This window comes from Pseudoalteromonas sp. McH1-7, assembly GCF_013366255.1.
Lineage (GTDB): Bacteria > Pseudomonadota > Gammaproteobacteria > Enterobacterales > Alteromonadaceae > Pseudoalteromonas > Pseudoalteromonas peptidolytica.
In genome coordinates, this window is the sequence record NZ_JABWPQ010000006.1 from 11,455 (window position 1) to 34,024 (window position 22,570).

The 22,570-nt window shown below is 40.7% G+C and carries 14 protein-coding genes and 1 other RNA gene; 13 read left to right on the plus strand and 2 right to left on the minus strand.

The genetic code is table 11. The features are described 5' to 3' along the window. Window positions 1-275: 275 nt before the first annotated feature. The 4 genes from HUZ36_RS05840 (at window position 276) to HUZ36_RS05855 (ending at window position 8,365) form a co-directional block, all read left to right on the plus strand. Window positions 276-1,502 carry a hypothetical protein gene (locus HUZ36_RS05840; RefSeq protein WP_176032328.1) on the plus strand — a complete coding sequence of 409 codons (1,227 nt, stop codon included), beginning with the start codon at window positions 276-278 and terminating at the stop codon, window positions 1,500-1,502. Continuing rightward, complete coding sequence (locus tag HUZ36_RS05845; RefSeq protein ID WP_176032329.1) at window positions 1,486-3,468, plus strand: hypothetical protein; 1,983 nt, start codon at window positions 1,486-1,488, stop codon at window positions 3,466-3,468. The genes HUZ36_RS05840 and HUZ36_RS05845 overlap by 17 nt, the downstream gene beginning before the upstream one ends. Then, window positions 3,458-5,998: an SNF2-related protein gene (locus HUZ36_RS05850; protein ID WP_176032330.1), complete on the plus strand. Its 2,541-nt coding sequence runs from the start codon at window positions 3,458-3,460 to the stop codon at window positions 5,996-5,998. Before HUZ36_RS05845 ends, HUZ36_RS05850 begins: the two co-directional genes overlap by 11 nt. 474 nt (window positions 5,999-6,472) lie before the next feature. After that, window positions 6,473-8,365, plus strand: a complete 1,893-nt coding sequence (locus tag HUZ36_RS05855; RefSeq protein ID WP_176032331.1) for a phytase — start codon at window positions 6,473-6,475, stop codon at window positions 8,363-8,365. Window positions 8,366-8,470: 105 nt separating this feature from the next. Here HUZ36_RS05855 and HUZ36_RS05860 read toward each other — a convergent pair whose 3' ends face one another. Next, window positions 8,471-8,800, minus strand: coding sequence for an ArsR/SmtB family transcription factor (locus HUZ36_RS05860; protein ID WP_128730969.1), 330 nt, complete (start codon window positions 8,798-8,800; stop codon window positions 8,471-8,473). A 161-nt stretch (window positions 8,801-8,961) separates the two neighbouring features. Between HUZ36_RS05860 and HUZ36_RS05865 the strand changes: the two genes are divergently transcribed. From HUZ36_RS05865 to HUZ36_RS05885, 5 genes are all read left to right on the plus strand, one after another. Further along, window positions 8,962-9,885 carry a permease gene (locus HUZ36_RS05865; protein WP_125252479.1) on the plus strand — a complete coding sequence of 308 codons (924 nt, stop codon included), beginning with the start codon at window positions 8,962-8,964 and terminating at the stop codon, window positions 9,883-9,885. Between the two features lie 21 nt (window positions 9,886-9,906). Then, a complete protein-coding gene (locus tag HUZ36_RS05870; protein WP_176032332.1) occupies window positions 9,907-11,163 on the plus strand; it encodes an NAD(P)-binding domain-containing protein in 1,257 nt (418 codons plus the stop codon). Between the two features lie 337 nt (window positions 11,164-11,500). Next, window positions 11,501-12,955, plus strand: a complete 1,455-nt coding sequence (locus HUZ36_RS05875) for a tyrosinase family protein (RefSeq protein ID WP_176032333.1) — start codon at window positions 11,501-11,503, stop codon at window positions 12,953-12,955. 6 nt (window positions 12,956-12,961) lie between these two features. Further along, window positions 12,962-13,711 (plus strand): DUF2182 domain-containing protein, encoded by a 750-nt coding sequence (locus HUZ36_RS05880; RefSeq protein WP_125252482.1) that lies wholly within the window; start codon window positions 12,962-12,964, stop codon window positions 13,709-13,711. 442 nt (window positions 13,712-14,153) lie between these two features. Then, window positions 14,154-16,856, plus strand: a complete 2,703-nt coding sequence (locus HUZ36_RS05885; protein WP_176032334.1) for a pentapeptide repeat-containing protein — start codon at window positions 14,154-14,156, stop codon at window positions 16,854-16,856. Between the two features lie 289 nt (window positions 16,857-17,145). On the opposite strand, the gene ssrA is transcribed toward HUZ36_RS05885, so the two are convergent. After that, window positions 17,146-17,502: a transfer-messenger RNA gene (gene ssrA, locus HUZ36_RS05890) on the minus strand. Between the two features lie 330 nt (window positions 17,503-17,832). Between ssrA and HUZ36_RS05895 the strand changes: the two genes are divergently transcribed. The 4 genes from HUZ36_RS05895 (at window position 17,833) to HUZ36_RS05910 (ending at window position 22,359) form a co-directional block, all read left to right on the plus strand. After that, window positions 17,833-18,873 (plus strand): hypothetical protein, encoded by a 1,041-nt coding sequence (locus HUZ36_RS05895; RefSeq protein ID WP_176032335.1) that lies wholly within the window; start codon window positions 17,833-17,835, stop codon window positions 18,871-18,873. A gap of 474 nt (window positions 18,874-19,347) precedes the next feature. Beyond that, on the plus strand, window positions 19,348-20,370 hold the full coding sequence (locus HUZ36_RS05900) for an ATP-grasp domain-containing protein (protein WP_176032336.1): 1,023 nt from the start codon (window positions 19,348-19,350) through the stop codon (window positions 20,368-20,370). Then, the gene (locus HUZ36_RS05905) at window positions 20,360-21,679 is read left to right on the plus strand and encodes a bifunctional folylpolyglutamate synthase/dihydrofolate synthase (RefSeq protein WP_176032337.1); all 1,320 of its coding nucleotides are present in this window, start codon (window positions 20,360-20,362) and stop codon (window positions 21,677-21,679) included. Before HUZ36_RS05900 ends, HUZ36_RS05905 begins: the two co-directional genes overlap by 11 nt. A 14-nt stretch (window positions 21,680-21,693) precedes the next feature. Then, window positions 21,694-22,359 (plus strand): hypothetical protein, encoded by a 666-nt coding sequence (locus tag HUZ36_RS05910; RefSeq protein WP_176032338.1) that lies wholly within the window; start codon window positions 21,694-21,696, stop codon window positions 22,357-22,359. The last annotated feature ends 211 nt before the right edge of the window (window positions 22,360-22,570 follow it).

The window sequence follows — 22,570 nt, forward strand, 5'->3', positions numbered from 1 at the left end:
ACCGGCTAGTAATTTGTGTGCTTAAAGCTGTTGCTGCTCACAACTGTGTGAGAGGTTAGCGACAAGTACGCAAGCTTATCTAGTATTGGGTAAAAACATCTGGCAAGCTTAGTATTATATATTTCAGCTAGTTAACTAACATTCTACATCGAGTTCAGATTAAATAGTTTGTTAAACATAAGTATAGCTTGGGCAATATTTAACAATGCTTGATGGCGAACAGATTGCTTTTGATAGTAATGCGAGCACAGATATAAGTTTATGATAAGGATTTTATGATGCAGTGGGGAGTCATGCCACCAGAGCAAATAGGTTCACAAAAGCGAACCCGCACCCTGGGGCTTAACTCAGTTACCCGCCAGTTTAATGAGCTGGCAGTCCCTGGCCTTGGCGGTGTAAAATATGTCAAACCTGTTTTTCTTGCGTGTTTGGGGATACAAGTTGCTCAACAAGTGCGTGATTTGGGCAAGCATGTCAATAACCTTCAGGTTACGAATGCCATTGAGGCGCTGGCTTGTTACTTAGGTTACAAAGAAAATAATTGGCAACCAAATCGGCGTTTAAGGGGGATCACAAAGTTACGAGCGCCAAAAAATACGACCTATGACACATTTAGCGCCGCGCACTTTTATGTGACTCAACCAATGAGAATGAGTACGGTACAAGCTTTACCAGCTCTTGGTTTAGTCAACTCCAAAGGCGAACGTTTTAATAACTTTAGACTCAGTGAGCAAGGAGCTGATCTGGTTAGCGCAGGTTGTGCGATCACGAAAATTAACGTAACAAATTTTCTTACTCAATGGGTGCTTGGTCTAAAACAACTCCCTCATCATCCTTATCAGTTAACTCGGGTACTCGCGCCTCACATTAAGCTTGATACAATGGCTTTAGCCATTTTTCGCCAAGCGCTGTTGTCGGGTAATGAAACCGCAGTGATAAGAAGAAAAGCGATACTGGAGTGGGTAAAGTACGCAGAGTGTAAAGCTTGGAAAAACTGGCAACGGCCGCATTGTATTGATGCCTCTCATTTCAACGACCTAAAAAGTGGCGCATACTTTTTCGCGCTTAGAGACAAGGCACTGGATTTACTGAATGTGATTGAAGTTCATATCCTGGGGTTGCAGTCTAAAAAGCTAAAATTGTCGGTTAAGCTACCTAACGGCATTCAGGACGCCACTACATTGTTGAGACAAGCTGCCACCGCATTTTTGGCGTTATCCTATGATCCCACAGGCAATAAAGAAGCGACAATGTTTGCAAAGTCATGTGCTCAGCAAAGTGATATAGCAGTGATCCAATTTTTAGTTGAAAAAGATGAAGTTGTGCTGCGTTACATAGAGCAATGTATCTTACCTGCGGCAGCCTTTGGCGACCCAGATCCTGTCCATTCGGAGCCAGACAATAAAACACAGCGCTTTGCTCCAAATATCTCATACAGAGTACCGAATATGTATCAGCTCAATAGAGACTTTGAAGGTAAGGAGGATGACACTGATGAGTAAGGAGCAGGCCAAAGCACTTAGTGATCAGTTTATCTCGCCAGCAGGCTATGCAGGGATGTTTGGTCTTATTGTTGGTTACTCAGCGGATGTGCATTTTTTAAACACGGCAAGTGAAAAATTCACGCTGCAAACAACAATGCAAAGAGCGTATCAAGGAGCGATGAGATTAGCGCTTGTTTTAGACCCAAGACGTGCACAGTTGTCACCAACAGCATGTCCTGGCCTTATTCACCTTCCGTTTCGCAGTGAGGAGAAAAGAAACTTTAACTTACTCCACAGTAAAGTGGCGCTGCTGGGGTTTAAGTCACTCGCATCTGATGACCATCTTTTTAGGTTAGTCGTATCGACAGGTAACTGGACACGACAGACACTTGAAGACAGTCTAGATTTTGTGTGGTCGATAGATGTGGACTTACGTAGTGATGATAAACAAGGTATTGCTGATATTGCCGCGGCCTATCACTTATTGAGCGACATCTTAACTAATGTAGATACACGTATTTTTAATCCCGCCGCAGGAAATATCCACGGCATAGTTGGTGGGCGAGATTATTACAACTTTCATCGTATACTGACAGGAATAAAGCGCACTCAAGGCATAAAAGCTAGGTTTTTCGACAACCGAAAGCAAGCGCTGTGCGCGCAGCTCGCACCACTTATAAAACATCACAGTGGTGATAAAAAACGCAATCTTTTACTATTAGGATCTGGCTTTTACGAAAACTCGGAGCACCGCGGCTCGCCTAAAGTACTTAGCCATATTCATAACACTCTTTTGGAACAAGGGTTACTCAGTCTAGGCGCACAAAAACACATTGTTGTTAATCCAGACTCTTGTCAAGCAGTAGCGCATAGCTTTGGCAGTTTAATAAAAGACAAATGGCAAGTGTACCGAGCTTATGATCCGCTTTCAAAACAAGGCAAGCAAATCCGAAGCCTACACGGAAAATTTATTTTTTCTGCGTATAAGCAGCGTAATCGGGATAGCTGTGGACAGGCATGGGTGTACTTAGGATCTGGCAATCTCACTAAGCCAGGCTTTACCCAAAAAGCATCTTATCGCGGGGGAAACTTAGAGGCTGGCATCGTATTCAGTCCTAAGGGGTTAACTTGGGATGGCGAAGATAATCCAGACAGTGCGATTAGCAACAAGTTTCCGGTGTGCTTAGAAAAAGAATACCAGGTTACTGATCTTAACAGTCTGCAATCAGGCAGCGAGTTTACAGAGCAGCAATCACAACATATTGCGTTACCCATTGCGTACTTTGTAATTACACACACAGCTCAGCAGTATTGTGTGCTAAAACCAAATGCCCCTTTTACGTCCAAATGTAAGTTCGATAAGCGCCACCGTGGTCAATATCGTGTTAAAAATACTGAACGCATAAATTGGTATGGAGAGGCACCTCGACAACTCACGGTTAGTTATCATCATGATGGAATGACTTTGAGTGCAGATATACCGGTGATCGATGAGTTTGGTCGTATTGCCGCAACTGTGCTGCCACAGTTAGAACTTGATGATGCGTGGCAAGCGTTTAGCGCCTTTCCAAATCCGCTGAGTGTTGCTGATGACAGTATAGACCAAAAGGGGCAAGGCGGCGGTACTGCCAGTGCTTCTAGCTCGACGTCTTCGGAAGATAAAAGCTATCTTATTAACGCAATGATGGGATTAGTTGAGCTAATTGCCGAAAAGCAAACACAAGTGTTAGAGCAAGATTGGCCACAGTGGTGTGCTCGACTTGAGCAAACGCTATTGCAGCTAAAGCAAAATGAGGCATTTGCTTATTTTAAGGAGCTTGCGGTCAATCCTTTGTCGCCACTTTGGCATTCACCGTTTCGACCTCAGTTTGCTGAAACAGTAGAAAATGAGCACGGTAAACGTTACGAAAAAACGCTTAGTCGAATTGAGAAAAAGCTCGAGCTAGCGCAATTACATAGAATAGGAACAGGTGATGCAATTTGATGGTTGGCAACAGGTTGCGGATCTACTGCTTAACTCAGTCGATGACAATAACCACCTAGATGAAGGGCAAAAAATCAGTGTAAGAGCAATGATTAAACGCTTGCAGAAGTCGGGTGTGATCATCGCAGACGAAGTAGGCATGGGCAAAACCCGAATAGCAGTGGAGATAATTAATGCAGTTAAGCGAGCAGGCGGACGTGTTTTGGTCATTATCCCGTCTAATCTGGGGTTTCAATGGCAAACTGAATTGGCTGCGCGAGACCCATGGTTAAAATCCAAGCCTGTACTGACCAGTTTATGGCGCTTCTTAGATGCCTACAGTGATACCGAACACGCTTCTGCGTGGTCAAATGAGCAAATAGTCTTGCTCTCTCAGCGCTTTGCAAGTTGGCGAGTGAGTGAAAATTCAAACTCTGCGCGTTTTGCTTTGCTACCTCAAGTTTTTGCGCAGCATTGTAAAAGCATCAGTAAGCGCTTCCCAAATGGATATAAAAATTGGTCAGATATGCACGTTAGCACAGCTGCAAACTGTGCCAAAGAGATTGTTCAACGCGTTGATACCCATCCTGTATTGACCGAGATAGTCAAAGAGTTTAATTGGCGTCGCGCTATGTTAGATAGCAACTTTTTTTCTGATGAGCAAAATAAAACCTTACTCAAAAAAGCGGTGGGCTTAGGGCTTGGTGAGTTTGACCTTGTCGTGATTGATGAAGCGCATAAAAGTCGGGGTGATGAAAGTAGCCTAAATGCTATCTTAGAGCATATTGTACTACAAACCGCCACTGCACGTCGTGTTGCCATGACCGCCACTCCAGTGGAGCTTGATGTGGGGCAGTGGGGCGACATATTAAATCGGATCTGTGTGCCACAATCTCAACGAGACGACATTTTGAAAGTGGCATACCAATATGTGCAAACCATAACTCAACTTAGAAAAACATGGCGTGCAGACCAGAAAATTGTGCAACAGTATCAGGCTATATCTAAGCGCTTTGAACAAGCACTTTCGCCTTATTTACTAAGAAGAGACAAACGTCAAGATAAGTATATTCGTGATTTTTGTAGAGTCTCTGGGCTATCAATCAATGCTTACCGGCGATATATGCCGATATTGATAGAAGTTTCAGAACTATCGCCGCGGTGGAAGCAAATTGTGTGTGCCGTTGAGGGATTCTCAGCGGCTGCCCATAAGCTACCAGATGGAAAATCAAAAAGAGCGAGGTTAACGCTTGGCAGTGGTCATGGAATTGCAGAAATCATAGACAGTGCAATGAAAGCGCCTAAGTACACCAAAACCCAAGATACCGACGTCGCCACTTATAAAAAGCAGCAAAGGGCAAACTGGTGGCAATCTGTCATTACACAATCCTACCAATCAGGCGAAGCGTCACTGTATAGTCACCCTGCCATTATCAAGGTGGTGAATGAAATAGAACAAGATTTGCGACAAGGGCAAAAAGTATTAGTATTTGGCAAAATGACCAGACCGATGCGAGCGCTAACCAATTTATTGAACGCCAGAGCCATGCTCAAGTCACTAAAAAAGAAAACGTACTGGCCACAAAGTAAGATATGGGCTGGTGGAAAAAACCACGAAGAGTCAGAAGAATTTGCTGTGAAAATGGCATGCAAGCAGCTAAATATCAGTTGGACACTGACTGAAATAAACCAAAAACTACGCAAGCAATATAAAGCCAATGACAAACGGTTAAGTCGGGAAAAAAACACCCTCATTAAGAAGATTGCAAAATCCAAAAAGGTCTTTGACTCAAGGACTCTGGCCTTATTTGAAAAATTTCAAACGTCGCAGCAAGCCGGGTCAAAGAGTAAAAACATAACGCCTTTTATGCACGCTATTTTTGAACTGGCGGATAAAGCCTCGTCGATCCCTTCATCGGTAGAGTTGGCTAAAAGTTTTATGAGTTTAATGGATGCGGTAAGTGCAAAAGCGGCATGTAGTGAAAGCGATAATCCTAATATGCGAGTTTCTGACGAACAGTGGCGTTTGATTGAGGAGCGGGTGAGTAAAGAGTTTGGACACGTGAGAGGTGCGATGGCTAGGTTTATGTATGGTGATACCGATCCGCATAGTCGTAAAGTGATGCAGCTCGGGTTTAATCGCGAGCACAGTTACCCCAGAGTCATGGTTGCTCAATCGACCGTTGGTCGAGAAGGGCTTAATCTCCATAGAGCTTGTCGAGTGGTGTATTTACTACATCCAGAGTGGAATCCGGGGGTGGTAGAGCAGCAAATTGGACGAGTTGACAGGATTGGCTCGCGGTGGCAAAAAGAATTTAAAGCGCATCAAGCAAATCAAGCCAGTAACGGTGAGCTTCCCTTTATTGAAATAAAACCTGTGATTTTTAAAGGCACCTATGACGAATACAATTGGCAGGTACTGCATGCTCGCTGGGATGAGCTGCGCTCACAGCTGCATGGTATCATCTTACCAGGCTCCGAGCGCAGTAATGGTGATGAAGCGCTATATGACAAATTGTGTGCCGTTGCACCGGACTTTTCACCTAAGTAATGAGCTTGTCGATAATAACTTGTTCTCTTGACGCTGTTATACCTTTCAACAGCGTTAAATTTCTTTGCAATATTAGCTGATTAACTCAAATCTTATCCCGAGCCAAGCTAAGTTGCGGTGGGGAGTGTGCTTTCTAGGGTCGGATCAGCGCACATCAATTATCCGAAGCCCAAGTTATTTACTGTATAGTTACGTATTTACGCTTACGTAATGCGATTGGTGTCTTAAGTGAGTGCCAAAGCTGACAGCGAGAAAGGTCATAGTTAGTCGACATCTATATTTTTAAGCCCCGACCTTATCTTAATACTTAAGGTAAAAGGTCAAATTAGCTCAAATTTGCCATGTAAATGCGATAATCTGAGCAAATATAGCCAAGCTTACATGCTTGCGTTGTTTGTTGAAATATCTTTGTCATAAAGGGTAGCTACTGTCTGCGCCAAGTTAACAAACCTGAGCAATAAATGAGAGTGCAGTATGAAATGTTTATCTTTCCCCTTATCTTGGTTTCTATGTGGTTTATTTACCTATGGGTGTACAACAAATGCTTATGCGTCAGATGAGCCATGGCTAAGGCATGCAGAGTTTATTTACCCTGTTAATACCTTGGGTGTAGATGAACGGCCATACTTAGCTGTCAGTAGCACACAAGGAGTGGCACTACTTGATACACAAGGCAAGGTGCTTTCGAGCATTGATATAAAGTCGGAGCACTTAGACTTTCGATGGCTCCCTGAGTCTTCACAAGTGGGAATATTATCAACGCTTGATATTAACTCAGGTAAAGTTCAGTTGATAAAAGTAGATGTCGCCGCGGGAGAGCTTAGAGCTATGGCTGAGTTTTCGGCAAAAAACACTGCTATCGATGCTTTATGTGTTGGTAGTTCGTCTGAGCATGTTGAACTTTATACCGTGGATGTAGATGGCAGTGTGCAGCAATTGGCCATCAATACCAAAAATATCGAGCACTGGTATTTGCAGCCTGTAAGAGATTTTACCGTGGGGCCTAATATAAAATCTTGTACCGTGGACGATACCGCTCAAACTCTATATATCGCAGAAGAAAACATTGGTATTTGGCGTTATTCCGCCAACCCCGAGCATGAGGTAAATCGTACATTGTTACAACTACCCACTGACCTTGAAGTTGAATATGTAGATGCTACCTCATTTGGCGATGTTGCAGTGGTATCACCGGACTCCAATCATATCTGGTTACTTGACTCTACAAATACTACCTTCAACCCAATTGCGCTTACACATCATGTGGCACCTAAAACACTTCAATTACAACGTGAGGGTACATCGTTAGTTGCGCATCTATTCGATGAAAAATCAGGGCACAGTCGTAACATCGAATTGAGCGATATTCCAACCAAGCAAGGTGGTATAACACAAGGTGAAGCGCAGCCAAGCTTTACACCTTATGGTCAAACACAGCCGGTGCAATCATATGGTGATGCGGCAGATGATCCTGCTATTTGGGTAAATAGTAAAGTACCATCACAAAGCCTCGTTTATGGCACAGACAAAAAGTCCGGGTTAAATGTTTATGACCTAGAGGGAAAATTACTCAAATCTCTGCCAGTTGGACGGGTGAATAATGTGGATATTCGCTACAACATTAACGTAAATGGTGAAACAGTAGATATTGCTGCGGCCAGCAACCGTACCTCTCAAAGCATTAGCCTATTTAAAATAGACAGACGAACCGGCTTACCCTCACTGCTTGGCGACTTAAAAACCGATCTGGCAGATCCTTATGGCTTATGTATGGGTAAATACGGCAAAGATTTGGCGGTATGGGTAAACGATACGGATGGCCGCTTTCAAAGATACAATATTGAATTTAACAATAATATGGCCACCGCAACAATGACTATGCAGTGGACGGTGCCAAGTCAGCCTGAAGGCTGTGTTAGTGATGATGAGAACTTGCGACTATTTTACGGTGAAGAGTCAACGGGAGTATGGTTGAAAAACTTGGACGAGAAATCGGCTGATACATTGATAGCAACCGCTACAAGCGACGTGCATGCTGATATTGAAGGCATGAGCTTATTTACGGTGAACGATCAACACTACCTTATTGTTTCAAGTCAGGGTAATAATCGATACGCTGTTTATGCAGTTGATGATAACAACAAATATCTTGGTGTTTTTGCTGTAGGAGCGAACTGGACAAAAATGATAGATGGTGCCTCAGAAACTGATGGACTTGATGTAACAAGTCATCACCTTGGCCAAGCGCTGCCCGATGGACTCTTGGTTGTCCAAGATGGGCATAATGTAATGCCCAAAGCAGCGCAAAATTTTAAGCTAGTTAGTGGTACTTTATTGAGAAACTGGATACTCGAAAAGATAAACTAAACCGCTCGCCATAAATGCGGTGAGCGGTTAACTTACTTCAAGTGATAAAACCACTGCTTTGGATCATAAGCTGCTCGCTAGCAGCTTCAATACCTGACTAGGATATTAAACTTGGTCAATGCTGTCAGTCAGCGTGTTTGAACAAGTGTGATCGTTAATACAGCATTCCGATGTCAAATACTCTATGACAGCCTCTAAAGCGCCGCACTCCAAAGAACAAAGTAGCACTCTACCTTCACGTTTTTGCTTTATCAGACCTGCTGACACTAAAGAAGATATGTGATGTGTGAGTGTTGAAGCTGGTATGTTTACTTTGGCTTGAATATCACCAACAGGGATACCGCTATAGCCCACTTTTGTTATCTCTTTGTATATCGTCAAGCGTACAGGATGCCCTAATTCTTTTAGTATTTTTGCTACATGCTCTAGTTCCATTTATACCTCTGAATTGCCCTCATTACCCGTATGGAGAGTATACATTTTTCATGGGTTCAGACCAAAGTAAAAACAGATATTTCGAATTTCTTCGAAATAAATATTGAACGAATCTTTATTTCGAATATACTGGTAATGTCAAATTGTTTTAGGAGCATTTTATGTCTACAGAATTTATCAGTATGGCAAACGAAACATTAAATATGTTTATGTTTTTAGCCATTGAGTTAACCATCCTTTACATCGTCATTAGTTATGCAATAGGTGTACTACAAGAGTACGTGCCAAAAGAGAAAGTTCAGACGTTGTTAGCTTCTCAGAATGGCCGTGGATATGTGATTGCAGCGGTGCTAGGAGCGATAACTCCGTTTTGCTCTTGCTCAACAATCCCGTTTTTAAAAGGGTTGTTAAAAGCGCGAGCAGGATTTGGCCCAACTATCGTATTTTTGTTGTCTAGTCCGCTGTTAAACCCGCTAATTATTGGCATTCTTGCTGTTACTTTCAGTATTCAACTCGCTGTTTTTTATTTTGTCATCGCCATGGTGGTATCAATAAGTGCGGGAGTGTTATTGGAAAAGCTAGGTTTTGAAAAGTATGTGCGACCAGAAGCGTATGCCGAACAAGAGAAATCATGCACCCCTTCAAATAAAAGCAGTGAAAAGCCATCAACTGAACCAAACCGTTGGATAAAAATCTGGCGCTCAACCTGGAAAGATTTTAAGAAAACCCTGCCGTATTTATTAGTGGGTGTATCTATTGGATCCATTATTTATGGTTTTGTACCTACAGAACTGATTGTTAAGTATGCAGGAGAAAATAAGTGGTATGCCATTCCAATAGCCGCAGTGATAGGTATCCCTTTATACATCAGGGCGTCTGCCATTATTCCTTTAAGTGCTGGGTTGGTTAAAAAAGGGATGGCAATGGGGTCAGTGATGGCACTGATCATAGGTAGTGCGGGCGCAAGTTTGACAGAAGTGATTTTGTTGCGGTCGATATTTGAAAAGCAAATGATAGCAGCATTTTTGACCGTGGTACTCGGCATGGCAATGGCCGCGGGTTATTTGTATTCAGTAGTATTTTAGTTGGTTATTGAGGAGCTTATTATGAATACAGTATTTGATGTAGTTATCATCGGTGCAGGCCCTGTTGGTATTGCGGCTGCTGCTCATGCTAAAAATAATGGATTAGTACCATTGGTTTTAGAAAAAGGAGTAACAGTTGGTAATGCAATTAAAGAGTGGGGACACGTGCGCTTATTTACTAAATGGTCGTATTTAATTGATAAAGAGGTTGAAAAAATACTAAATCATCAGGGGTGGAAAATGCCTAATCTTGATGAGGCCCCCACGGGCAAAGAGTTGGTAGACCAGTATTTAGCTCCAGCGGCAAACGCGGTAGAGTTATCTAAGTATATTCGATATAACGCAGAAGTGATTGCGATAGCAAAAGAGGGTCACAGTAAACACACAACTCAAGACCGTAATGAAAAGAACTTTGTTATTCATTATCGAGATGCAGAGCAAGATGTGCATATCATTCATTCTAAAGCCGTTATTGATGCGTCCGGGACTTGGTCTTCACCAAATCCGATAGGGCGAGACGGTCTACCTGTACCGGGCGAAACCAAGAATAGCGATGCTATTGCTTATGGCATTCCTGATGTACTAGACAAAGCGCGTGATGATTATCAGGGGAAAACAACTTTATTGATAGGTGGTGGACATTCAGCAATAAATGTAGGGTTAAACCTTATTGCATTGCAAAACAGTGCTCCTGATACCAAAATATATTGGGGCTTAAGGGGAGAAAACCTCGATAAACTGCTAGGTAGTGGTATTAACGATAAAGTGCCAGCCCGTCTTAAGCTTGGCCGTGCAGCGCAAAGTGCCATCGATAGCGGTAAGTTAACTCTTTTATCTGACCTGAATGTAAAGCAAATTAGTCGCGAAGCTGAAGGCTTGAAGGTATCACTGACATCCAGCGGTTGTGGTTCTCATATTTATGTCGACAAGATAATCGTTGCTACAGGCTTTAAACCAGATTTACACATGCTTAGAGAGATAAGGCTAAACCTTGACGAAGTCGTGGAAGCACCGCGAGGTATTGCAAGTATGGTCGACCCTAACGCCCATAATTGTGGTTCAGTACCTGGTCATGGTGCCAAAGAATTGGTACATATTGATAACAATTTTTATATCGTTGGTATGAAATCTTATGGCCGTGCTCCATCATTTTTGATGTTACATGGATATGAGCAGGTACGCTCGATCACTGCTAAATTGGCGGGAGATGAAATGTCAGCCAATGAAATACGTTTAACGTTTCCAGACAGTGTTACCAATAAGCAAAGTTGTTGTTGATGTCAGGAAGTCTTCTATTAGCAACGGTTTGTCTTGTTAGGCAGTAAAAAAGAAGTGGCACTGATCCTGATGTGAGCAAATAATTTTGAGGTTATAGGAAGCCACTTCAAAAATCAGCGCCACTCGTTCTCATATCCTTAATTTGGTTTGGTACAGTCTGTGTAATGTCCTGTAATCGCGTCGCTCCATTTCTCTGCTATACCTAGATTTGGTTAGCCTCTATCGCTTTATTTTCTCGATGTTCATGTGGTTTCACATATCGTGAAAGAGATAGAAGCAGAGGCATGAACAAGCGAAGTACACATAGTTTTCCTATTACTTTATGGAGCGAACGACAATGCGCGTAAGGAAAAATGTTAATAACATCAGTGATGGTACGCTACTTTGGTATTCAAGAGCTGTAGAGGCGATGAAGCAAAAAGACATCAAAGATCCGACGAGTTGGTGGTACCAAGGTGCTGTCCATGGGTTTGGTCTAGATAACAGTCCTAATCTAGCTCCTGGTAAGACGTGGAGTGAGCTTAGTGTGTGGCAACAAGCAACAGACTTTCCACCACCAAAAGACTTAGTTGACAGTATTTACTGGCAGCAATGTCAGCATGGAACATGGTACTTTTTACCTTGGCACAGAATGTATTTACAGTTTTTTGAGCAAATAGTCGCCAAAACAGTCGTTGAACTTGGAGGCCCAGAAGACTGGACGCTCCCTTACTGGAACTATTGCGACGCTAACAATCCTGCACTCAATGAAAATGAACAGCTACAAGCATTGAAGTTGCCTGCAGAGTTTGGTGCAGAGCAACCGAATTCGGATTTTCCTGGGTTGTGGATGGTAGAAAGGGCACATTACAAAGTGTCGTCGAAAGCCGATGCTAGCTGTGAAGCTGCTATGCAACTGAAAAACTTTACAACGCCTATTCCTTCGCAAAGCTTTGGTGGTGTAAGAACAGGGTTTAGTCACGACTCAGGTACTTTTGGCAAGCTAGAAAATAATCCACACAACTTGATCCATGTGGATATCGGTGGTGCAATGGGGGATCCTAACACGGCAGCGCTCGATCCTATATTTTGGCTGCATCATGCAAATATAGACCGCTTATGGCAGAGCTGGATTGACCAAGGGCGTGAAAATACCAGTGATCCTAGTTGGCTCAATCAGGCATTTGAGTTTCACGATGCCAATGGTAAGCCTGTGACTGTTCAAGTGAAGCAAGTACTGTCAACGGAAGCGCTAGGGTACACATACAGTGAAAATTATCCAGACGTAAAAGTGCGTCAAGAAAAAGATAGCAAGCTATTCGCAATGACTCCTTTAGTAGGAAATGAAATGTTCGATACCATTGCCGCAACAACAAAATCCTTTTCACTTGGTTCTCAAGCGACGCCAGCACAGCTTGAGTTCTTACCCGAAAAGCAGCAAGTTGCCAAGGTTTCAGCGCTTGCGAAATCGAGTAGCCAAAGACCGAATCAGGTTATCATTGCACTCGATAACGTAACGGGCTCTGGCGTTGTTGCGCCACTAAGTATTTTTGTGAAAACATCTGCTGCTCCTGAGCGTGTGTTAGTTGGCAAAGTTGGCCTGTTTGGTTTGACTCAAGCATCAACCCCAAGTGTTAGGCATGCAGGTACAGGTATTAACGTTGAGCTTGATGCAACGGAGGCATTTAACCAGTTACGCTCACAACCAGACTGGAGTTTCGAAAAAGTAGAAATTGAGATCGAGCCAAATAGGGAGCTTGGTGAGGCGAGAGTGACGGTGGGACGGGTAAGTGTGAAGGCTGAGGTTGTATAACCGCCCATGTTAACGTCGACATTAAAGCGGATTAGTTACCTAAAGGTAGCTAATCCTCACTGGCTCATTATACTTTTTGCTGCGCTATTATGGGTTTACTATCTGGCACAACAAGTAGGTTTTAGTGGCGAAGCTCACCTTCATCACGCACACCACAACATGCACCAGAGTCCTGAAACTGTATTTTTTAAGCCTTTACTAGATTGGATGATAATGGTGTATGCCATGATGCTCCCGATGACCAGTGGCACCATTCGTGCCATCGTAAATCGAATACCTGTAGCTAGACAATCGCGCAGTTTACTCATTTTTGTATTGGGCTACTCATTAATTTGGCTCGTTTTTGGCTTAATATTATTCTCGGCTTCAAAATGGGTGGAAACCTTATCGTCTCTGGTTACCCAAGCTAATTTGTCGATTGGAGCCTTGGCATATTTTGCCGCTGGGGTTGTTTCTAATGCAGACTTTCGGATCCGACTACTTTCAGCATGCGGCAGCATTTGGGCTCCTCGTATTGTTGGATATAAAGCTGATTTAGATATTGCAAAGATTGGCATTATTGAGGGGATTAAATGTGTACAAACCTGCGCACATATTATGGTTGCTATGTACATTGCAGGACACAATTTAATGCAGATGGCGGTACTTACAGTCGCATTATTTTATGAAAAAAGCCGTTACAGAAATAAAGAAAACCTGTTGAGAAATACGTGCTTCTTACTAGCAATTTGGGAGCTGGCTATATTCTATCAATAAGGGTTAAGTAGCTATTTTATATGATAAAACAATAAACTGTGCTGATTGTGTTAAGCACAGTTTACAAATCAAATCACTGCAATAAGCAATAAGTTCAGGGCGCTACTTTTACCGTCCAATCTGTACACTTATACCAATTATCTTAATTAAACGGCCTCTTTTGAGGTGAGAAAATTTTGTGGATAACATCACACCCACATCCTTTAAGCAAGATAAAAATTTGCTATTTAGTTTTTCTAAATAAGAAATTTTAACGTAGTTAGCGTTGGATTTACTCCTTCAAAGGCTAATTGGCAATTAAATCCAGACTAGAAATTAAGTACACAATAATTGCGTACTGTGTTTCGGTGTTGCTATTTTGTGGAACTGTACTTGAGCTTTGCTAAAAATTAAAATTCTTGAGATAGTAACAAAAATATTAATTCTTTGTTTGAGGAAATCTATGGATATTTTAGGTTTTATTTTAGGAGTTGGTAGTAGCTTAATAGCTAGTCAAATAGATAAAAAATTTAATTCTGGTCTAATCCATGATTTAAATATAATAGCAACTGAGTTTACCAATCTAAGAGGGAGCAAGGCATTTGGACAATTATTTATTTCAGAGCATCGATGTGACGGGAACTCAAAACGTTCAGAGTTAGTTGACTGTATAAACCGGTTTGACATCCCTTCTAAAGATCTAATATTAGACAGTTTACTGGAGCGATGGGAAAATGTCAGAGAAGAGATTCCAGAAACAGAACGCGCAGATTTTTTTAACCTTCCTAAAGTAGAGGTAGTCAAAATTCTTGATGAATTGTCAATGCGAATTGATACCACTTTCCATTCACATCCTGAATTTTTACGTTCTGCACTACAAGGCCTTGAAAAGAGAATGGTTAGCGCCATACGAAAAGAGTTTTCTCATCCAAATCAGACAAGTATTATAAATACTCTGTTTGAAAATTCTTTGAGTGATTCAAGTAAGATCAACTCCATATTTCCTAATACACCAATTAGCGTTTCTGAACTCTTCATCAACCCAGTATGTGAAATAACTAATATTTTTGAAGAAACAACACTTCCACTTTCAGGTCAGGTAACTTCCTTTATAAATGAAAAATTATCTACACAGAATATTATTTTTGTATTAGGTGGATACGGTAGTGGTAAGTCCATCCTGTTAAGAAAGTTAGCAATGGATAATTTTCAAGCTGGTAAAAACGTAATATTTTGTTCTGGACGAAATTGGAAAAAATTTCTTAATACTTCACCAGAAATTGAGAGTTTAAGAAAAGAATTAGGACAATTACATGAAGCCACATATCTATTTGTAGATTCATTGGAAGATTGTGTTGACATCAAAGCAAATGATGGTGAACGTTATAGCTGGGCATCTTTATGCGACATTTTTAGTTCTTTGTCAAAAGTTAAAAACTTAAAAATAATTGTTTCAATGAGAGATATATTTCCTGATATAGAGCAAACTTGTAATTATTTTACAGAGTTATATGATTGTGAAGGTGATTATAATGATGAATATGTCTATTTAAACCCTTTCAAGTCTGAAGAGAGGAAGGAGTGGGTAAATAATTACCTTCAAGCAATAAAGAAGAGTGAGCAGAGTTATAAGTTGAATCTTTTTTTAAAAAATAAAAATACAAGAGATGTTTCCTCTAATCCATTAAGCTTGTTTGTTCTTTCTGAAAAATTAATGAGTGAATCACAATCTTCCGACGTTATAGATATTTGCGAATATTACGACTTTTTCGTTGAAAAAACGGTAAAAGGAAAATTCCATAAAGAGTCGAGAGTGGGAGCTAATTTTTTAAATAAACATGACTTGGTTAAAGAGTACAGAAATTATCTTAAAAATGCTTCAGCGACAATTTTTAATAATTCAATAGCAAATAAAAGGGAAATAAATTCTGATATTGACTATAGTAGTTCATGGCCTATTGATCCGAATAAAATTATCTTTACATCATCATATGAAAAAGTGAGAAATATAAGCTCTTGCTTTATTGAAAAAAACACTAGTATTTCATTAAAAACCGAGCAGCAGAAGAATGAAGTTATGTCGTCACTCTTGTCTTGTTACTTTTTCTATTACAACGATAATGAAGCTAGGTTTAAGGATAATAACGTACTTCATTACTTTTTGTCTGAGTATTTTCTAGAGCAATTAATTTATCAATCAAAATTGTTTATAAAGTTAAAGGAAAATTATAGGCTAGAGCAAGATAAATTGAATCTTATCACGGGTATAACAATTGAATTCCTAATTTGGAGAATTAATAGGCTTAACATTGAAGATTCCACTGCTATTCGTACTCTGATTTGTCATTTACTATACAAAAGGTTTTATGAGAGTGACTCCGATAGAGAAGAATTACACTTATCTAGAAATTCAATTACGTTAGAAATTATCTTTTACATCTTAGCTCTAAAGCTAAATTGGCTGGATAATGAATTGAATGAACGGCCGTTGGTTCCTATGGCAGACCTAGTTAAATATGATGAATTATTCAAGCTAGGGTATAAGTCTCTGCTTTATAGAAATCTATCTAAATGTAGTTTCAATGGTTCTAAATTTGAGCATCATGATCTTAGTGATTATAACTTTTCACATTCTAGGTTTTACAATTCTAGCTTTATCAACTGTAGCTTTCATGACACCCTTTTTGAAAGTATGTCCTGTGATAATTTGACTTTTACTAATTGTAACTTCAAAAATGTTAATTTTGATAATGTTAGAGGTAAGATGTTTCTAAAAGATTGTACGTTCAATAATGTGAGCTTTAGAAAAACACTTGAGCTTTCTTTGAAAATTAATGGTGGTAGAATTATAAAGGTTAATTTTACAAATAGCCTTTACAAGAGAGAAAAGTTGAATGAGATAAAGAATAATAAAACCAAGAAAAAAACTGCAATTGATATATCTATGTGCATGGTGAAACAATTATCTTTTAGCTCTTTCCATATGCTTCAAGAAAATTCTAGACTATTACTTGATAGTTGTTTTGTTGGTAATTTTACGATCAAAAAGTCTAAGATTTATATAAGGGTGATAAATAGTTATAACTCCGGAAATGGTGAAGTGGAATCATCTAATAGAATGCTAGAGCCGGAAAAGGACTCTATTTCAGAGGTTATTTACTTATAGTTTAATGCTTTTTTTTGCTATCTTTATTTTTTATTAATTTATTGAACACTATAATGTGTACCCCGAATTCAGATAATAAGTGTAAAGCTCGTTGTTAAATGGTGAAAAGAAGCCAACTACCTATAGACGGTGTTCAGCAATCAACAAAAACAAGAGTAGATACTATGAGTGGCCGCCCGGTAGGGGTCAGTTTTAAAGAAAATCTATAGAAATGTGGATGTTTGCCCCGAAAACAAAAAAGCCAGTTAAAGAATTTTGCTCTAACTGGCTGTTTTATAACGCTAAAATTTGGTGGAGCTGGGGGGATTTGAACCCCCGTCCGGAAAGCGTCGACCTTCGGTCCTACATGTTTAGTATCGTCTATTGGTTAACCTTTAAATCTCGGACGAACACGATAAGTAAAGGCGAGGCCGCTTAGTTTTAGCCCTTCAACCCCGGCCAGGGTTTCCGTAGCGATCTTGTGTAGGGTGACACTCCAGAACCAGATCCACAAGAATATCATGGAGGAGTGCTAGCGGGCTATTATGCCGCTAGAGCGTAGTTATCGTCGTTTGCGATTACTTTAAATGCGGCTTTTTTACGAGGCCAACCGCACCTCGACATGCACCTCAGGCTTCTTGAATCCCGTCGAATCCTAATCAGCCCCTGAATAAATTCAGTACGTGTTAGTAATTAACTACTTATGTACTAACTATGCTTTGCATTATACATAGGATTAATGTCTTTACAATGGCTTATCACGCTATTAAGAGGTGATTTAACGCAGTATACAGTTTATTTGATTAATTACTCACCGTTTTGAAGGGGAGAAGCTTTGTGGATAGTCGCATGAGGTATTGAGCAACGGTGCCTGCTAAGTCGTAAAAAGCCTAAGCCGTGCTTTTACATACTGACTTTTAACATTACTAATTGCTCAGTAAGTGTGCTTAAATAACAGCAACCTACGATCAAAGCCAAGATATTATAAAAACTAAAAATGAACAGCTTATATCTCTGCATTAGCCTAGGCGATAGGCCTTTGGACTTTACATCAATTGCTGGGCGCATCATGACTGCTTCAGAGTCTGACTTTCCAAGCTATGTAACAATGGGGTTTAGACAGACGCTCTATAACGTGTTTTCGTCTATTTGCTTGCCAATATTTGATGTCGAGCAACCAATTCAATTTCTTGAACAAACCGCTACGCTTCATAATATACAGTTGTTTAAAACCAAAACGGGCTTTATGTCGAGTAAAGAAAACAGCTTTGTGTGTATCAACTTGAGTGTTAACAATCATACAATTGAAAAACTGAAGTCTAGCGCAAAAGGAGACAGGCTTGGAAAAAGCGTTATCAAGGCGCTCGCGCCGCTTGATTGCGGGGATGTGTTGCAGCACTGTGCAGCGCAACAAAGTGACAGCTTTATTGGTATAAATTGGTATTTAGAGCGTGTTGAACACCTTGAAGAGGTGCCGCTTAAAACCTGTAAAACCACGCTGGTTGCATTTTATATGACAGCGTGGCTGATGTTACAGCGGATCAATCGAGTGCAAACATCAATGGAGCTTCGACCAAAAAGAACCGGAGAAAAGCACCATTTTACCAAGTCAATATTAGATACCCGGATCAAGCTGCTAAACATTGAGCGATTTATTTTTACCAAAAATAGAACCAAAAATGCAGTTGTAAAAGCATTCTGTGATGACTTAGTAAATGATGAAGAGTTTTTACTAAAAGAAAAACTAGACGATGCCAAACAGTTGCACCAATCTTTTGAGCAACATTTAGAAAACTACACCAGCCTTGAACAAGTTATCAATTCTGAGAAGACTAACGGTTTATTGCTACTGTTGAGCGCCGGTTCGATATCCTTGACCTTGTTTTCGGCGTCGTTTGTTAGCGTGCAAGAAAACACCCTGATCTTTAACTTATCTAAATTGCTCTCATTACCGATTTTGGGTTCGCTAGGGGTCTCCTTGTTAGTTTTAGTTTTTATTTACCTAAAACATAAGGCTGATAGATTAGTGCTGGACTAAGTATGAGAGAATAACATGTTGGTTTAATACTTGCTCAAACGAGCGTTATTCCCAAATGGGGCGTAATTATCATAACAATTAGCACCAAATAACTTGGGTATTGTTGGCGGGTGAGAATAACGATGAAAGCTCGACAAACCATATGCTTTCTAATACAGTGGCGGCTCAAAATGACCTGTGATTGAACCTTGTTATGCGCATGCTTTACAAGGCAACAATTGCGATTACGCTATCAAATTTTATACTAATTTGCTCAAATAAAAGCGCTATTCTGAAGTGAGAGAAAATCTTGTCGATAATACCGTTACTGTATTGTGCTTGCACCAAGGTACTGACATTCATATGGGTAACACAAACTTTTTACGGCTCAGGTGTGCGACATAAGCACTTTTTAATGAAAGCAGCGCCTGAGCAGAACCTTTAAACTGCGCAAACATTAACGCAAATTAGCCTTATACGCTCGAATAAAACAATATGAACCAAGCAGCCAAATTTAAAACTCCGCACCAGATCCAGTCATTAAAAAAAGCGTGCGACAGCTTAGGAATACGATACCAAAACCTAGACTCATTCTCTGAGCAAATTTTAAAAGTGAGCTACAAGAATAAAGCGTTTATATTTGGCGCTGGTAATATTTGTTCGTTTCCTATCAATTCGGCAACGTCCACCTTTTTAGCCAAAGATAAATCGCACACCGTCAATGTACTAAGCGCAAGCGGCTTTAATGTCCCAGAAGGTGATTACTTCTTTTTGCAAAGTGCATTTGCTATGTACCGAGGCGTAGGCAAAGAAAAGCAAGACGCGCTTTGTTATGCCAAACGTCAAGGTTACCCGCTATTTATTAAACCTAATGACGGCTCAAGAGGCGCGTTTATCGAAAAGCTCTATAACGGCCAAGATCTGCAAAATTACATTGACAAAAATCAGCAAAAACTGAGCTGTGTCAGGATAGAAAAGCCTCTGCAAGGCCATGAATATCGGCTATTTGTGGTAGACGGAAAAATCTGGTTTGGTTATAAACGTCGCCCGCCATTTATTACGTTTGATGGCGTACAAACGGTTTCGGCGCATTTACAAGCGCTTATGCAAACACAAGCGCAGTATGGCCATAGCTCATTAAGTTTGGACAGCTCATATATTAGAGAATATTTATCGGCTAATCAGTTAACCTTGCAATCTATTCCAGCAAAAGGGGTAACATTTAACTTTTCACCAGCAATGAATATTGCACTCGGTGGTGAAGTGGTGGATTATTCAGAGTGTTTTAGTGATGAATTGAACGCATTTACCGACAAAATCTTTAAGCTATTCAATCTGCGTGTTTTTGGTTTAGATGTTTACAGCCAAGCCGATGATATAAATCAAGCAGAGGCGTTAACAATTTTAGAAATAAATGGCAATCCGAGCTTGGAGTCAGCAGAAAAGCATTCAACGACCGATATAGTCACAAGACTGTGGGCATTTATCATTGAAGAGATTTTTAACCATGACAGATAAAACGCAGTTTTTAGCACTGACAAAATCGTTTGCTAAGTTTGGCTCTGGGATCTGTTTAGCACGGTTGCAACTTGCTATTGAGCACTTGTCACTTGACGCATATATTGAGACCACCAAGAAGTTAGTGATCACCGGAACGAACGGCAAAGGCTCGGTGGCCAAGCTCACCAATCAAATCTTGTGCGGTGCAGGCAAGTCAACAGGCTTATTCACCTCGCCACACTTTTTAGAATTTAACGAGCGGTTTACAGTAAATGGTGAGCTTGTTGACTATGCAGAGTTAAATCACGCTGCGCAAAATATTGTGCCAACCCTTAACAAAATAGCAGCGACCTTAAATGAAGAATTTGGGGTATTTGAGTTTTTATATTTAGTCGCGTTAACTGTGTTTAAGCACAAAAAAGTTGAGCTAATTATCATGGAAGCGGGAATAGGTGGGCGATATGACCCAATCCGCTTACTCAAATCACGTTTTGCAATACTCACGTCAGTTGATCTTGAGCACTGTGACATTCTTGGTAACACCAAAGAGCTGATCGCCTTTGATAAAATCGACGGCTGTGAGCACGGTGGTACCTTGGTGGTGGGGAATATCGACGAGCACCTCAAAAGTAAAGTACGCGCGTATGCAAAGTTAAGAGACATACAATGCTACTTTAATAGCGACATTCAGCTTAACAAGCAAGCAAGCGCTTTTAATCAGTATCAAGTGACATTAGATGATAATGCACCGTTTAGTATCACGCCCAAGACGTTTGGCAAGTTTGCACAAGAAAATATAAAAACCGCTATTTTGATGTCAGAAGTCTTTTCAAAAGACATGGGGTTTACTATCTCAGCTGAGCAATATAGCGACGCAATCAACCGGTTTACAAATGATGGCCGGTTAAGCTTGGTATGTGATGCGCCGAAAATTTTTGTAGACAGTGCCCATACCGATGAGTCTTTTAACATGTTATTTGACTCGATAAAACAAGACTTCCCGCAAGCGCGTATTGTGGTGCTAGCTGGGATCTCAAAAGGGCGCGACCAAACGGTATTGGCAGCAAGGATAGCTGAGGTAGCAGAGCACTGTGTTGTGAGCAAAGCCAGTTTTAAAGGCGCAGAGCCTACGCTATTACAAGACAAGCTCAAAAATCATGGACTGGCAGCATCGCAATCAGACGATCTTAAACAAGCCGTGATGGAAGCCAAAGCATACGCGCAAGCTCATGATGCCATTGTGTTTGTTTGTGGCGGTTTATTTTTTGCCGGAGAAGTCTCGGCTATTTTGCTGAATAAATCAAACGAAGATATTTATTTATATTAATTGGAAGCAAGCCTGTGACGACCATTACCAAACCTCGTTATTTTGATCAGGGTATATTTACGCATTTTATTCAGCCGCAATATAAAAACTTTTGTGGGATCTGTTCATTAATCGCAGTGGTTAACACGTTGTTTGATGACGAGTTTACTCAAGACTCATTTCATCAGCAATTTAATGCGGGGTTTTATACCAAGCGAAAAGTCTCAGACTCTGCTGACCCAGCAACTGAAAATATGGCATTAGTAGACCCAAAAGGCATGAGTAACTTTGACATTATTCGTTTGTTTAACAGTGTGTGTAAAACCAACAAGGTGGCACCATTTAGCGCCTTGTTAACTGGTGATATGCTGGCGCAGATTGCCGTTTCAGATATTGCTAACTGGCTCACACAAAAAGAAAACTTCATCATTTATCACTGTGTTGGCCATTACAAGGTCGTAGCAGGTTACACCGCGAGCCAAACCGGACATTACTGGATAATGGCTGACTCAAAACGCCATGGCGACATCGCACCCATTCAAAGCTTATCTCATCAAGCGGTAACGGCATTGGCAAACACCTCACAAAAGTATGGCTTTATTTTACTTTCAACAAAACCCATCGACTTTTTAGCCTCAGAGTCTAACAACAGCGCCGTATTCCCGGTTGAATCAAAAAGTGCCATCACCACTTGTCAGTGAATAACTCTATACTTCAACGCCCATATTGGGCGATAGCTTAACGAAAAAGAGTCAAAACACATCAATGTCTTCACCTCCTGAAGAAACAAGGTCGTACTTTGGCTTTTCGTCGTCTAGGCATTGAATAAACAAACACACGTTAAAATCAGCCCTGAGCTTGCGATAATTCATTGCTTTAAAAAATTCACTTTCTTTTTCCTAAAATCCAATT

Excerpts from the sequence above, each read along its gene's own strand:
- HUZ36_RS05840 (WP_176032328.1), top strand. The coding sequence starts at position 276 with ATGATGCAGTGGGGAGTCATGCCACCAGAGCAAATAGGTTCACAAAAG.
- HUZ36_RS05845 (WP_176032329.1), top strand. The coding sequence starts at position 1,486 with ATGACACTGATGAGTAAGGAGCAGGCCAAAGCACTTAGTGATCAGTTT.
- HUZ36_RS05850 (WP_176032330.1), top strand. The coding sequence starts at position 3,458 with ATGCAATTTGATGGTTGGCAACAGGTTGCGGATCTACTGCTTAACTCA.
- HUZ36_RS05855 (WP_176032331.1), top strand. The coding sequence starts at position 6,473 with ATGAAATGTTTATCTTTCCCCTTATCTTGGTTTCTATGTGGTTTATTT.
- HUZ36_RS05860 (WP_128730969.1), bottom strand. The coding sequence starts at position 8,800 with ATGGAACTAGAGCATGTAGCAAAAATACTAAAAGAATTAGGGCATCCT.
- HUZ36_RS05865 (WP_125252479.1), top strand. The coding sequence starts at position 8,962 with ATGTCTACAGAATTTATCAGTATGGCAAACGAAACATTAAATATGTTT.
- HUZ36_RS05870 (WP_176032332.1), top strand. The coding sequence starts at position 9,907 with ATGAATACAGTATTTGATGTAGTTATCATCGGTGCAGGCCCTGTTGGT.
- HUZ36_RS05875 (WP_176032333.1), top strand. The coding sequence starts at position 11,501 with ATGCGCGTAAGGAAAAATGTTAATAACATCAGTGATGGTACGCTACTT.
- HUZ36_RS05880 (WP_125252482.1), top strand. The coding sequence starts at position 12,962 with ATGTTAACGTCGACATTAAAGCGGATTAGTTACCTAAAGGTAGCTAAT.
- HUZ36_RS05885 (WP_176032334.1), top strand. The coding sequence starts at position 14,154 with ATGGATATTTTAGGTTTTATTTTAGGAGTTGGTAGTAGCTTAATAGCT.
- HUZ36_RS05895 (WP_176032335.1), top strand. The coding sequence starts at position 17,833 with ATGAACAGCTTATATCTCTGCATTAGCCTAGGCGATAGGCCTTTGGAC.
- HUZ36_RS05900 (WP_176032336.1), top strand. The coding sequence starts at position 19,348 with ATGAACCAAGCAGCCAAATTTAAAACTCCGCACCAGATCCAGTCATTA.
- HUZ36_RS05905 (WP_176032337.1), top strand. The coding sequence starts at position 20,360 with ATGACAGATAAAACGCAGTTTTTAGCACTGACAAAATCGTTTGCTAAG.